This is a genomic window from Limisalsivibrio acetivorans, from assembly GCF_000421105.1.
GTDB classification, from domain to species: domain Bacteria; phylum Chrysiogenota; class Deferribacteres; order Deferribacterales; family Geovibrionaceae; genus Limisalsivibrio; species Limisalsivibrio acetivorans.
Window position 1 is genome coordinate 843041 of sequence record NZ_ATWF01000001.1, and the last position, 14292, is coordinate 857332.

Consider the following 14292-nt stretch of genomic DNA (forward strand, 5'->3'; position numbering starts at 1 on the left):
CGGTCAAAAACTTTAGTGTATATCCTCCGCAAGCCTGCGATATACGGTTCCGTAGAACATCTCAAGGTAACGCCCGGTCTCCTCGCGCTCCAGGTTTGTGACATACTTCCAGAAGCCGTAAACCCTTGAAAGTGTGAGCAGTTTGCGTGCATAAAGCTTCCATGTGTATCTGCTCTTAACCCTCGCCATCGCTCCATCGGATATATAATTCCAGTGGTCGGGGTTCTCGTTGCATTTTCTGAAAAACTCAACCATCTTCTCCGAGGAGGCCTCGCCGTTACCCGGGTCTATATGAAAACCGGATACCCCCTCTTCGATAATCTCAAGGGGACCGCCGTAAAGGGTTGCGAATACGGGGAGACCGGAGGCCATAGCCTCGATAACCGTTAGACCAAAGGCCTCAAAGAGTGCGGGCTGAACAAAGGCACCCTGCCTGTCCGCAACGTACCGGTAAAGCTCCCCCGCCTTGTTCTTCTCGAGGTGTCTGCCGAGCCAGCGAACCTGTCCGTCCAAATCATAGTCGTTCATCAGCTGGTGCATACGCTCGATCTGATGACGCTCCTCGTTGTCGCTGGACTGCTCAACATCCACCTTACCGGCAACCACGAGAAGGTTAGCCTGCTCACGAAGCTCATCATTCTTGGCATACCACTCCACAAGACCGCTGATATTCTTTACGGAATCAAGCCTCGCCATGGTGAAGAGGAGAGGCTTATCCTTATTCTCAAAGGTTCCTCTGCAGTCGTGGGTTTCGCCATAAATAAGCTCCTCCAGCTCGGGGTGCATATCGGTTATTCGGCGTTTTTCGTCCTTGTAGCTGAAATACACCTTTTCGTCCGCACCGGGAGAGACGATGTTGAATTTCGGATCAAACACGTCTATTCCGTTCACAACCCTGTACATGTCGGGCATGGTGAATGATGTGTAGCTTTCGTACTGGCCGAGGGAGTCCTCGGTGCCGGCTATCTCCTGATAGGTACTCGTTATAATGAAGTCGCAGGCGTTCATGCTCACAAGATCCGCAGTGAACTGGCATGCGAAATTGTTCTCACGATTGTCCTGCCAGTACAGATCGCTGTAAAGGTATTTTGCCTTCTCAAGGGCGTGGGCGATGTTGCACTGGGTAACCTTCATCCGCCTAGAGAGAAGATAAGCCACGAGGTTTCCGTCGGAGTAGTTGCCGAGGATAAGGTCCGGTCTCCCGCCGAGGAGTGCGTAAAGCTCCTTCTCGGACTCGAGGGAGAACCTCTCAAGATAGGGCCATACCTTGAATCGGGAGATCCACTCCTGCTTAACCTCTCCGTGCTCACCACGGAAGGGTATACGCAGGATCTTCGCATTCTCCGTGCCGATGATATCCTCAAGGGGTTCATGGCATGAGGTGTTGCCCGATTCGGGTATCTGCCTTGTCAGCACAACGATCTGGGGTGTTATATCGATCCCCTGCGCCTGTATCTGGCGTTTCATCTCCGCCTCAAGAGCCTTCACCTGATCAAGGATATAAACGATCTGTCCTCCCGTGTCGGGCATACCGAGGACGTTCCCCTGCCCGAAATAGCCGTGGGGTGAGACGATAACAACGCTGTATATCATGGGGATCCGCCCAAGGAAGCGCTCGAGGGTTTTAGGATCGGGCACCTCAAGGATATCCATGAGCATGCTCATCATCTCCTTAACACGGCCGGCGTTACTCCCCCAGCCGGGCTCAAATCCCAAATTCTTCAACCTATCGCTGAACTCCTTGTACTCCGTACTGTTAGTGATGCTTTTGAGATATTTTATCGCCTTTCGCAGGCTGTCACGAAGCTGCTGGATATCCTCGATATGACCGTTAAGCATAAGCTGCTGGCCGGATACCTGATGCACACGAAGGAAATCCAGCATGCGGTTTCCTCCGTTGTCCTTCTCGCCGAACATCTTTCCGGAAAGGGTACGGTTAAGGAACTCAACACCCCTTCCTATACTCCGGTTCTCTGTCATTCTGGGAAACTCCCTGCTGAACGGAAAAAGGTCCAGTTCAAGGGCGAAGTTGGCATTCTCCTTTGCTCCCACCACGAGGCGCTCCTTCTGCTTCAGGTAGTCGGATATGGAGATCTGCTCCCCCTCCATAGCCTCGGTGTGGATCTGGTAGTATTCCCAGATGCCGATGGCCGGTCTGCTGGCAACATATATCCACGGTGCTCTTACCGCCATCTCCTGACAACCGGGAAAGAAATCCTCGCCGTAGGTTCCTTTAAGCTGGGAACCTCCTTCTGTCTCAAGGAATTTCTCCCATGCGTTATAGATGTCTGTACGTAGAAAAAAATGCCTGTCCGCCTCAAGAAAGAAGCTCTGGAAAAATGTATACAGGCAGTTTCCGTGGTTTTCAAAAAGCTCTTTAAGTTTCCTCTTCATATTCTCCCCATTCATGTTCTTTGACGACCCCAAACAGGTCGTAATAATTTACCCCCTCAATAATGCCGTCCGCATATGTCTTTTCGGCAAAATAAACGTTATATCTTCCCTTGAGCTTAGCAAGCTCCTTGCTGTGGTTCCCCACCACAACACCGAGGAGGTTTCCGTTTATCATATCCTCATCATTCCCTGAATCTCCGGCAACGAGGATATGGTCCATGGGCACACCCCATTTCATGGATACATACCTTACAGCCTGCCCCTTGGAGGAGCGCACCGGAAGAATGTCCAGAAATTCGCCGTGGCTCATGATTATCTTGGCATTAAGATCCTTTTCCCGCAGCATACGCATGATCCTGCGCTTGCCGGGCGTTTTCTTCGGATCATAGTAGAAGCTTATCTTATGTTCACGCTGGTTTTGCTCTGGCTGAAACTCAAGACCCGGAATATCAGCCATAACCTTTTTCACCTCATCGGGCTTCCATCGCCAGTCGAGTCTGGAACGCCAGCCCGTATCCGCCACAAGGTTCTTACCGTAGTTGATCTCGGAGCCGACTGAGGTTATATAAACGTCTGGCGTTTTAATGTTCCACTCCTTAAGCACCTGAACAGCGCTGTCAAGACTACGGCCAGTGGCAACCCCGAACCCGACGGTATCCTTGTGCTCTTCCAGAAACTCCACAAACCTTTTTGCCGCACCCTCATCTCCGAGAAGCGTGTTGTCAATATCCGTTATTATGAGCTTCTTAACAGTGGGGAGCACGCTCTTAGACCGTATGATATTGGTGGCCAGTTTCCTGCCTCCCACCTCTTTCTTTATCGCTTTTATGTACTTATCCGCATGGCTCTCCCAGCTGTAGTGCTTCTTTACACCTCTGATACCTGCGTTTGACCATTTGCGCCACTGATCCTTATCCGCAAGTGTCTGGATAAGCCGTTTAGATATATCCTCCCTGTTTAGAGGGTCTATGAGAAATCCGTTTTCACAGTTTCCTATGATCTCCTGGGGTCCGCCATCATCGGTGGCAACTATGGGCAGACCGCACGCCGCCGCCTCAATGAGTGTCAGCCCAAAGGGCTCTGTTAGTGCAGGATTTATGAACACGCCCTTGAGCTGGGCAGCCATTCTGTAAAAATCGGGTACATCATCCGGCTTATGCTGTTTTGGATAGGCAACCTTACCGTAGAGATCGAACTTGTCTATATTAAGGAGCATGTCCTTCAATACCCTTCTGGCACCTTTGTCCATCTCTGTGATGTCCTTTCGGTTACCCGCAACAACAACGAGGTTTGCCATCTCCTGCAGCCTAGCATTTTCGCCGTAGGCCTGTATGAGGGTATTGATGTTTTTACGCTCATCCGCCCTGGAAATAGCCAGAACCACCGGCTTCTTGGGTTCATGAAGGAACCTTTCGATCTTCTCAAAAACCGCAGGAAGCTTCCATCTGCTCTTAGGTGGGTAAAACTTCTTCAGATCCGTCCCCGGAGGCACAACACGCATCTGCTTCGGGCGGTAGTTTTCATAGGAGGAGTACTGCTTCTCTATCTCCTGGCTGGTGCTCGCCACAACGAACATAGCCGTGTCAAGGGCCTGCTCCTCCGCCTCAATGCGGGTGGAGATGTTGTAGCGCTTCTCTATATCCTCCTGGCTCATCCCTTTATCAAGAAGAAGCCTGTTCTTCTCCCTGCCGAGGGAATGCCCTGTAAAGATAGTGGGAACACCGAGAAGATTGCCGAGGCTTGCGGCGCAGAGTCCTGCATCTGCGTAATGGCCATGGAGTATATCGGGCACAAGCCCCTTCGTTCTGAAATACTTAAGGGTTCTGTCCATAAATTCGTCAAGGTAGTTCCACAGAACCTCCTTACGCAGGTATCTCTTGGGACCGAAGGGGATCCTTACTATATGGGCATTATCCCCAATCTCCTCCTCGGGCTTCGAGTAATCCAGATCCACCTTGGGATCCTGCACCAGCCTCGTGAAGAGATCCACCTTTGCAACCATGGGGTGATTACCCAGGGCTCTGGCAAGTTCCACCACGTATTTTGTCTGCCCGCCTGTATCAGCATCCCGCCCGAGCTCAAGGTTTTCCCCCCTGATGAGCCCATGGATGCTGAAAAGTGCAATATAAAGTTTTCCGTCAATCATTCCACCCTCTCAAATAATAATCGTAAAATTCGATACTCTCAGTGGTTGCACCCCTTATGGTGCACACACCCGCAGAGAACTGGACAGCACGCCTCAGAATGCTCTCCATACTCCACCCCTTTAACATGCCCATTACCGCAACGGAGGTGAAGGCATCTCCAGCCCCCACGGTATCTTCTATCTCTATCGCCCCGTCGGGCTTTTCCATATACATATCACTCTCAGTAACCGCAAAAGCCCCCTCCTCTCCAGAGGTTATGTAAAGAACGCTCAGGTTGTAGTTGTCAAAAAGCTGTCTTGCGGTTTTCAGGATATTCCCGGTTTCGATGCCGGAGAGCTTCGCAGAAACTGTCAGCTCCTCTTCGCTCATCTTTACGTATGTGGAAAGACCGAGTACGCTTTTGATAAGCTCCTCATTCCAATGGGGATCACGCAGGTTAAGATCCACAAATGTGGGCGCTCCGGAGAGCGCTTTCATGCTGTACAGAGAATCCCTGTTGAAATCGGTGCGCAGAGCCAGTGTTCCGTGGCAGATAACAGGAGCGGCATCAACACTTACAGCGGGCTCGATATAGTCGTAGGCCTGATTCTCTTCAATGGTATATTCCGGCTGTGAGTTCCTAAAACCCACACTGACACGCCCAGTGGGGTAGTCCTGCAATACCTTGACAGAGCTGGTGTTCATACCAGCTGATTCCATGGTTCTAATAACAGTGTTGCCGTCCTCATCGTCTCCTATGCAGCTGACGAAGACAGGCTTCATACCGAATTTATGCAGATTCCAGGCTACATTAAATGGCGCGCCTCCAAGAATCTTTTTGCCATCGGGAAACGTATCGAAAAGTACCTCACCGAATACAAGCGGCTTCATGAACCCTCCTTATAATCGTTGAGCGGCTTCATAAAAGGTTCAATGGGTTCATCGGGTTCAAAGTCTCTCCCTCGCCACCAGAACATGAGAGTCCGTGTTTTCTCCACCCATTCACCCTCTCTGCCGTCACTTACAGTTATATTATAAATAATAAGATTCTTCCCCGAGGCCTTCCAGTTTGCCTCAAAGGAGTAGGGAAATCCTCCGTAATGCACACTCAAAGGAGCCTCAAGCACATTGCTGTACCCCTTGCCGAAACGCATCCATATCTCAAGATAGCTTTCGCTTGACTGGTTCCCGCTTATATCCCCTTCAACTATAAGCTCATCCTCGGGGCCTCCGGCAATATCTTCCGTAAGGAAGCGAAGCCCTGCGTTCTTACCTCTGAAAATCCACTTCCCCGCCTTGAGAAAACCATGTTCCCCCTTTATCATGACAAACGCCACGGTAACCGGGTCTAAACCTTCATTCATGTGGAAGTCGAAATATACAATCACATCACGCCACATCTCCCCGTCCAGCTCCGCACCGATACCCTCACAGCTGTAGGATGCGTAGTCGTAATCCTTTCCTGCAACCTCACGGGCGAGATCCGTAAGCTTTTTATCGCTGCAGGGATGGGGAAGGACAACGGCTGAGCCCATCCTGTAGTCAAGCCGCCACGGTTCGGAGGCTACCACACTCCCAAGCTGTCTGCTATATGGTGTCCATGTTGTGACGTATCCGGAATCAGCTGTGATAAACCCCCTCGTACCCTCCTTGAGGTCGAAGTATATCTGTCCACCTTCGAGCGGTTCTTTCCCGGGGGGAACATTATGAAATCGTACCCAGATACGGCTCTCGCCTATACTCCCCTCAAGGGGATCCAGCACATCAACCACCGCCTCCTTAAGGTTTGCATACTTCCCTCTCGACAGTGTTTTTACCTCGACAACACGCACCAGAGCCTTAAGGGGAGACTTCTGGGCAGTCTTCCGGTAATGGGAAGGGGGCATAACAGAGTGCACCTCAAGTGCTGTTGAGAAAAAAAAGAAAACCGCCGTTAAAAGCAGTGCAGGACGAATCATACCCCTTCCCCCAGAAATAGCGTTTATCCGCAAAAAGCTGAATAAGACTGCGGCGAACTGATTATTAACAGTCGCCCGGTTTTTATTAATCATACGGAAATTATAATAGCTTTAGCTCTCTTTTTCAAACCAGCTTGCGAACCCTGTTATCAACAGAGACTTTTTAAGTGTTATCCTGTTTGAAATGGAGGGAATCTCTGGTAAAATCAGAAGTAAACAAAAAACATTTCGGAAGTGCACTATGAGAAGATCTTTGCTGGCCGTTATTATAACAGTTCTGTTCACCTTTATGCTCACCGCAGGCTGCGGAGGGGGAGGTTCCTCCACTGCGGACAAGAAAGAAAGCGTTCAGCTCGCCTTAGGTAATGCTCTCCCGCTTGTGGAAGATGATATGAACCTTGGTCCGGTGAGCGTTGACAAGGTTTATCTGGACATCCTCAAAGAGGGGAGTGTGGATGTTAGAACGGATATAACATCTGCGATGATGCGTGGTGAGAGAAGTGTCAGCGTAGAGATAACCTCTGGTACGCAGTATGATTTTCGAATCAGAGCATACGGCAAAGGGTCTGATCTTCTATGCGAGGACAACGCCACCGCTTTCGTTGAAAGCAACGCTGTTACAGAGATAGACCTCCTCTGTGCCTTTCAGGACCAGGGTGTTATCTCCTCGCTATTCTTTGAGATGTTCAGCTATCTGGACAGCGAACAGGTTACAACAGAAGGTTTCGGTGAGTTCCTTGCAGCAGACTTCGGAATGATGGACGGAATGGACAGAAGCACTTTCATAGATCAGATCGTTTACGATAACGACCGTAACGGTCCCGCACCACTTCAGGACACCGAGGTAACAAAGCTGGAGAAGATATCGGATACTGAATACGAAGGCGTTGTAAAGGCAATATACGAGGACGGAACCACCGAAAGGTTGCGGGGAATAGTGAAGAACGAGAACGGCAACTGGTACATGGCTGGTAACGGAAAAGCATTCCACTCATGGGTCCGCAGTACCAACGTCAAGGTGACAAAGGCGGACGATTCCGTTGTGAAGCTTGCCGGTCTTTTCATTGAAGCGGAGAATATGGGGGATAAGGACATATCCTACATAATGGTTGTGGGCGCCGGTCTCCCCGAAGGTGGGCTTAAACTCGTCCCCAACACCTATGACGACGAGCACAAGGGTTTTGTAATCGCAGAGTACTATAATGCAACGGACACCGATCTCAGCAACATGAACCTTTACCGTATGCAGGATACGCAGATAACCCAGATATCAGACGGTTCGATGTATACATTCAACGCATACGACAATAACGGTGACCTTACGGCATCCACCACCGAAAGCATCGGCGCAAGACCCTACACCACCGGTGAAATGACATCTGCCCTTTTTGCTATGCCGTCAGAGACCCTCAGCCACGATGCGGCGGAGTTCTTCACCAACCCCTTCACTGCGGAGATAAGCAACCCCGCCGGCTACACGCCCCTGAGGATGGAGGCGGAACTCTCCGCATACAGCGAAAGCGGACACTATGACGAATGGAAACAGCTCAGGGTGGACGGCAATGCTTCCGTATCCTTTAATACCGGAAGCCTCAGCGATACACCTATGCTCGCATACTTCAAGACAGTAGCACTCGACAGCAGCGGCAGAGCATCAGTCTGGAAGTGGTACGCCAAAAGCACATACGAAAATATACACCCCGTTGTCAGCATATCCCAGCCGGCTGAGCCGACCGTTACCGCCGGCGTTGTCTTCGACCTGGTGGCCACAGCCTATGACGCAGACGGCCAGATCACAGGATGGAGCATAAACTTCGGTGACGGAACGGTCATAACATCGGATGACAACATAACCCAGACCGTACAAAGGGAAAACAGCCTTACCTTCCACGCATCCCATTCATACTCTGAAAAGGGAACATACACTGTGACGGTTACAGCCTTTGATGACGCAGAGGGGAGCGGAACCACGACCGTATCCCTTAACGCCACAGAACCCCAGAACCCATTCGTTGTGGAGATACTTAACCCCTCTGACGGCGGAAGCTTCCAGACAGGAGAGAGCGTATATTTCAATGCAGACATACAGCCTGTGGAGGGGGAGAGCCTGAGCAGTGTCCAGTGGAGCTTTGGCGACGGGGGCTCATCAACGGATAACCCCACAAGCCATACATACAGCGCCGCCGGAACTTACAGCGTTCTTGTGGAGGCATACGACACAGCCGGAAACTACGGATACGACTACACCACTCTCACAGTGGAGCAGGGGCAGACACCCCCGTCCGTTGAGATCCTGTCACCCGCAGACGGCTCCGTATTCACCATAACCGGCACAGGCATACCGGTAACCTTTGACGGTTCTGCAACGGACAGCGATGGAACCGTAAGCTCTATCAATTGGAGTTTCGGTGACGGCGGCACAGCTTCCATTGAGGATCCCACCCATGAGTACACCACACCGGGAACTTACACTGTGAGCCTCACAGCTGTGGATGACGATAACCTCACCAGCACAGACAGTATCAGCATAACCATTGATTCCTCAGGTACAGCACCGACAATAAGCATTACGGAGCCCACTGACAATGCAGAGGTTTACAAAGGAACGGATGTGACATTCAAAGCCACAGCATCGGATCCGGATGGTGGAGCTGTTACCATAGGATGGGATTTCGGAGATGGAAGCTATGGAAGTGGAGCTGAAACAACCCACCCCTTCAACTCCACAGGCACATACACCGTTCAGGCGAAGGCGGAGGATGAGGACAATATGACAACTACCGCTTCGGTTACCATTAAGGTTATTGAGTCCAACTCTCCTCCATCGGTGACAATACTTGAGCCCGGCAACGGAAGCACCTACTACACCCATGAAACAATAAACTTCGATGCCTCGGCCACAGATCCCGAAGGGGACAGCATATCAAGCGTTCAGTGGTTCTTCGGTGACGGCAACACGGCTGGAACCTATAACGCATCTCACTCGTATCCAACTGCAGGGACCTACACAGTGAAGTTCCAGGCAACGGACTCCAACGGCAACACAGGGGAGAGCACCATATCAATCTCCATACTACAATAACACAGAACCTTTGTTATAAACGCAGGGGGCCCCTGCCCCCTTTTTTATTCAATTATATTGTCAGAGATTAAGAGGAGGACTATATGATAGAAACTTTCAGCGGCTTCAATCCCATACTGCAGGCCTTTCTGGCCACACTCTTCACATGGGGGATGACAGCCGCAGGCGCATCACTCGTTTTCTTCTTCAACGAAATTAACCGGAAGGTGCTGGACGGCATGCTCGGCTTCGCCGCAGGTGTTATGATAGCTGCCAGCTACTGGTCTCTCCTTGCACCTGCCATTGAGATGGCGGAAAACAGTGGCGGTATACCATGGATACCCGCAACAGTGGGCTTCCTTACAGGAGGAGCCTTTCTGTGGGCTGTGGACAAGGTTCTGCCGCACCTGCATCTCGGTTTTCCGAGGCAGGAAGCAGAGGGAATAGAGACAAACTGGCACAGAAGCATACTCCTTGTGCTCGCCATAACGCTGCATAACATACCCGAAGGTCTTGCCGTAGGTGTGGCGTTCGGTGCAGTTGCCCACGGCCTCCCCTCAGCTGCCCTTGCCGGAGCAGTGGCCCTCGCCATCGGTATCGGTATACAGAACTTCCCCGAAGGAACGGCGGTATCCGTACCCCTGCGCAGGGAGGGGCTCAGCAAAGGGAAATGTTTCTGGTACGGTCAGCTATCCGGGGTTGTGGAACCCATTGCGGCGGTTGTCGGAGCGGCGGCTGTTATCATGATGGAGCCCATACTCCCCTACGCCCTCTCCTTCGCCGCCGGTGCTATGATCTACGTTGTTGTGGAAGAGCTTATACCCGAGGCACAGCTTGAAAAGAACACCGACATAGCCACCATCGGAACCATGATCGGTTTCGCCGTTATGATGACGCTCGATGTGGCACTCGGCTAAGCATTAAATACTTACTGCATTACAACAAAAAAGGGGCCCCCTGGGGCCCCTTTTTTATTCTGAATCAGTTGCAAGAGAGGTACTCCCCTCTTAAAACTTTTTACTTATCCGAACCTTTGGCAGGCTTTGGGCTCTTTGTCCCCTTGAACTCAAGGTAGAGCTTCTGGAACATCACAAAAAGAACAACAAGCATGAGAACCAGAAACGCTATAAACATACCGAAGGAACCCCACTGGGCATCTACGATAAGGCCGTTGTAGTCGAAGTATCGGGAGAAATAGCCGTGTTCGACGGTCCTGCGAACCAGAAGCATGGAAATAATCGCCACAAGCATAAGAGCGGTAACATGTGTTGTGTCCGCCTTCTTGTTCTTCCAAACAATAATAGCAGCGGCAAGCCCTGTTACTATACCGATAAACAGAAATGCCGTTCCTATCATACTTCTGCCCATGAGGAGCATAAGCAGGTCTCTGTCATGGGACAGAAGGAACCATATTCCTATGGGGATCTGCATGAATGTGGACCAGACGAATGCCTTCGCACCGAAGTCCTTCATCTCTTTCTTAAACTCGGGAGTATACTTCTTTCTAAGCTCAGAATAGATCATAAGAAAGAGACCCGTTACGGCTATGGAAGCGAAGGTGAAGTGAAGGTAACGGGGTATTATCGTATCCAGACTGAAGGCGGAACGCTCTCCTGTATAGATTGCAGCCCACTTTTCGGGCTGCAGCGAAAGGAGAGTGTTTGTAACAAGCATAAACGCCGTAAGCATGAAGAGAACAGCCGCAGCGGTTATGAAGAAGCCGCCTCCGTCCACCCTGTGCTTAAGGTAGCCCGGTTTAAACTTGTAAACATAGTAGCCGTAATAGCCCAGAATTATATAGGCCAGAACGAAGAGCCACTTCCATCCCAGGATAATCGAGGATGAATAGAAGAACTGACCGTATATAACCTGCAGAAAGAGCAGAGGTGCAACCCCTGTGGTTATCGTGAGCGAGATATTGAAGGTATTAACCCATCCGATCTCGCCAGCTATCTTAGTATAGTTTTCATTCCCCACATTCCGGCCGAAAAATCTTGCCAGAACAAGGAGTATACTCCCGCCAAGGGTCAGGTTCACAAAAAGGATGTGCAGGAAGAATGTGAACACATAGAAGAAGATGAAGACCATCGTGTGGCTGGGGAGCGGAACCGCATCGGGTGCGGGTATCAGTGAGAGAATTCTTTCCATTTCCATTTTATCGCTCCTCCTTAATTAACCGTATCGGCGAGATACTCAGCCAATGCTTCACGTTCTTCATCCGTTCCCACAAAGGGTGGCATAAGCGGATTGGCATCCAGATACATGAACATATCGTTGAGATCTGCAGCCTCCAGACCCTCTATTAGCGGCGCAAGGGCGTTGAAATCGTACATATCATGACAGATGTTGCACTGCGCCTTGTATACGGCAAAACCTATCTCCTTGGTGCTCGTATGCTCCTCAACGTTTGCCCATTTCGCCTTCGAAAGGATACCCTCCTCATTCAGCTTGTCCACCTCGGAGAGAAGGATACCGTTGGAGTACATGTAATCCCTTATGATATAGGGCTTACGCACTCGCTCTCTGGTGAACTCGTAGTAGCCGAAGCTTGTGAGGCCGAGAGCCATGATGACAAAAGCCACTATCACATGGTTAAATTTGGGAAACAGGAGGTTGAAGAAAACACCCAGAGCCGCTGTTATGAGCGTAAACAGAGCCGCATTCTGATAGAAGCCGCTGAGGGTCTCGTTACCTCCGAAGAAGTTTGCACGAACCTCTTCGGGTATGGAATAGCTCCACCAGTACATGCCGATATAGGCGATTATCGTACCCGCTACGATGAACCATCCTGTAAAACGCCCCATCTTGACCTTTACTTCCTTGTCTTTGGTGAGCGCAACCACAACACCGGCATATATTCCTGCTATGAGAAGGGCTACGCCGGTTCTTCCTATGAGCGAGGGCCAGAACGTTGCGTTAAAAAATCCGTCCCAGAAGGAACGTGTCTCAACCCAGTTTCCGGTGGTGAGCTGGAAGGTGATGATGCCGTTGATGATAAAAAGGCTCATCCATGCGGAGATAAAGTAGATCCATCCTATAAAAACATGAAACTTGTCGCTCACCTTACCCCATGTGTAGTAATAGATAAGCAGAGCAACAATCTCAAGGACGAAGAACGTCCACTCCGATGCCCAGCCCCATACATAGATGTGTATCAGCGCCGATGTTCCCGCCGGAGAAACCAGAGCGATGCTGAACCATATACCCACACCGGTGAGTGCTCCGATAACGGCGGAAACCAGAAGGAGCATAAGGGCGTTCCTGCGCACAAACTCCCTAAACGACTGATCTCCCGTCTTGATAGATTTCTTTTCAGCCAGAACAATATAAAGACCCATACCCACGGCAAAATGGGATATGAATACGTGGATAACGGCGATGGTGGCAATAACCATCGCACCCCCTATCCCCGGGATATACCACAGTGGATAATCCATAAAACCCTCCTCTAAAAGAATTGCGTTGTGCATAAAGCGGCTGTTTTTCATGAAATTAAGGCAGATAGCGATGTAAGTCCGCAATACAGCTTGTAAAAACAACCATTTTAATTGTACCATTTCAGTATCAAACTTCAAAGATAATCGGATTCTTTTTAAAACTTTTCAGGGGTGCTCTCTTGCATAAAAAAACCGTGACTGTCTTTCTCAAAGCCGGAGCAATAGGAGATACTTTGATGACTACGCCCGCATTGAGAGCCTACCGGAAATCATTCCCAGAAGATGAACTTGTTTTCATAATAGGTAAGTCTTGCGAAAAGGTACTCACCATGAACCCTCATATTGACAGACTGCTCACCTTCAGCGATGAAAACATCTACAATGGATCACTGATTGCAAAAGTGAAGGAAACCCTTCACCTCATTCGCCTTCTGCGGTCGCTGAAAGCGGAGCGGATCTTTGTGATGCAGAGGCACTGGATGTGGAACCTGGTATCCAGACTCTCCGGCATCTCTGTTAGATACGGTTTCGGAAGGGACAAGAATGGAAAGTACCTCACACACCCGGTATACAGTATAGACGACTACCACGAGATCGACTCCTATATTGAAGTCTGCAAACTCAAGGATGGCTTCAAGCCGGACGGCCATGGTATGGACATGTTCGCATCAGAGGTAAACCGTAAAAGAAGCGAAACGCTTACCGAAGGCCTGTTTGATAAGGATGTTATCGCCCTTGCTCCAGGAGGCGGCGCAAACGTAAAAACAAAGATGGACATAAAACGCTGGCCCGGCTTCAACGAGCTGGCAAGGCACATCCTCGAAACGACGGAGATGAACATTCTCTTCATCGGAGCCCAGGAAGACAGGGATCTCATCGATTTCAAATCGCTAGATAAATCCCGAACAAGGGATCTTTGCGGCAAGGTTTCTCTGGGAGGCTCCTATCATATACTTAAAAAGTGCCGACTCCTCGTCTCCAACGACAGCGGAGCTATGCACCTCGGCGCAGCCGCCGCCATACCCGTTATCGGCATATTCGGCCCCACAGACCCCCACAACCTCTACCCCATAACCCATCACCAAAGCCGCTACATCTGGCTGAACGTGGACTGCTCCCCCTGTTACAAGGATGGAGATTTTCCCTCGAAAACCGATCATAAATGCATGACAGGCATAACAAAAGAAGCAGTCTATGCACAAATTGAAGAGATACTGAAAGGAAAATAGCGTTTTGTTTGTTGACAGAAGCGGGATAGAGTATTAACTTTACAATAAGCAGACAAATTAGGTCTTTTTAATACTCTTATGTTCAGG

General features: G+C 50.2%; 9 protein-coding genes. 3 read left to right on the plus strand and 6 right to left on the minus strand.

Annotated features, from left to right (window positions below; all coding sequences use genetic code 11):
• Positions 1–12: 12 nt before the first annotated feature.
• Genes K300_RS0103990 through K300_RS0104005 form a run of 4 tightly spaced genes read right to left on the minus strand, consistent with a single transcriptional unit; the run spans position 13 to position 6478 of the window.
• Positions 13–2394: a sucrose synthase gene (locus K300_RS0103990; RefSeq protein WP_022850375.1), complete on the minus strand. Its 2382-nt coding sequence runs from the start codon at positions 2392–2394 to the stop codon at positions 13–15.
• Positions 2378–4540 carry an HAD-IIB family hydrolase gene (locus K300_RS0103995; RefSeq protein WP_022850376.1) on the minus strand — a complete coding sequence of 721 codons (2163 nt, stop codon included), beginning with the start codon at positions 4538–4540 and terminating at the stop codon, positions 2378–2380. Before K300_RS0103995 ends, K300_RS0103990 begins: the two co-directional genes overlap by 17 nt.
• Complete coding sequence (locus K300_RS0104000) at positions 4533–5411, minus strand: PfkB family carbohydrate kinase (RefSeq protein WP_022850377.1); 879 nt, start codon at positions 5409–5411, stop codon at positions 4533–4535. The genes K300_RS0103995 and K300_RS0104000 overlap by 8 nt, the downstream gene beginning before the upstream one ends.
• Positions 5408–6478, minus strand: a complete 1071-nt coding sequence (locus K300_RS0104005) for a hypothetical protein (protein ID WP_022850378.1) — start codon at positions 6476–6478, stop codon at positions 5408–5410. Before K300_RS0104005 ends, K300_RS0104000 begins: the two co-directional genes overlap by 4 nt.
• 241 nt (positions 6479–6719) lie before the next feature.
• Here K300_RS0104005 and K300_RS0104010 point away from each other — a divergent pair, with 241 nt between their 5' ends.
• Positions 6720–9560: a PKD domain-containing protein gene (locus K300_RS0104010; protein WP_162139849.1), complete on the plus strand. Its 2841-nt coding sequence runs from the start codon at positions 6720–6722 to the stop codon at positions 9558–9560.
• Between the two features lie 83 nt (positions 9561–9643).
• Positions 9644–10456, plus strand: coding sequence for a ZIP family metal transporter (locus K300_RS0104015; protein WP_022850380.1), 813 nt, complete (start codon positions 9644–9646; stop codon positions 10454–10456).
• A gap of 100 nt (positions 10457–10556) precedes the next feature.
• Here the strand turns inward: K300_RS0104015 and K300_RS14505 are convergent, their stop codons facing one another.
• Together K300_RS14505 and K300_RS0104025 are read right to left on the minus strand one after the other, a co-directional pair.
• Entirely contained in the window at positions 10557–11693 is a 1137-nt protein-coding gene (locus K300_RS14505; RefSeq protein WP_022850381.1) for a hypothetical protein, read from the minus strand.
• 14 nt (positions 11694–11707) lie between these two features.
• Positions 11708–12976 (minus strand): cytochrome ubiquinol oxidase subunit I, encoded by a 1269-nt coding sequence (locus K300_RS0104025; RefSeq protein WP_022850382.1) that lies wholly within the window; start codon positions 12974–12976, stop codon positions 11708–11710.
• 236 nt (positions 12977–13212) lie between these two features.
• Between K300_RS0104025 and K300_RS0104030 the strand changes: the two genes are divergently transcribed.
• Positions 13213–14205: a glycosyltransferase family 9 protein gene (locus K300_RS0104030; protein ID WP_022850383.1), complete on the plus strand. Its 993-nt coding sequence runs from the start codon at positions 13213–13215 to the stop codon at positions 14203–14205.
• Positions 14206–14292: the final 87 nt, after the last annotated feature.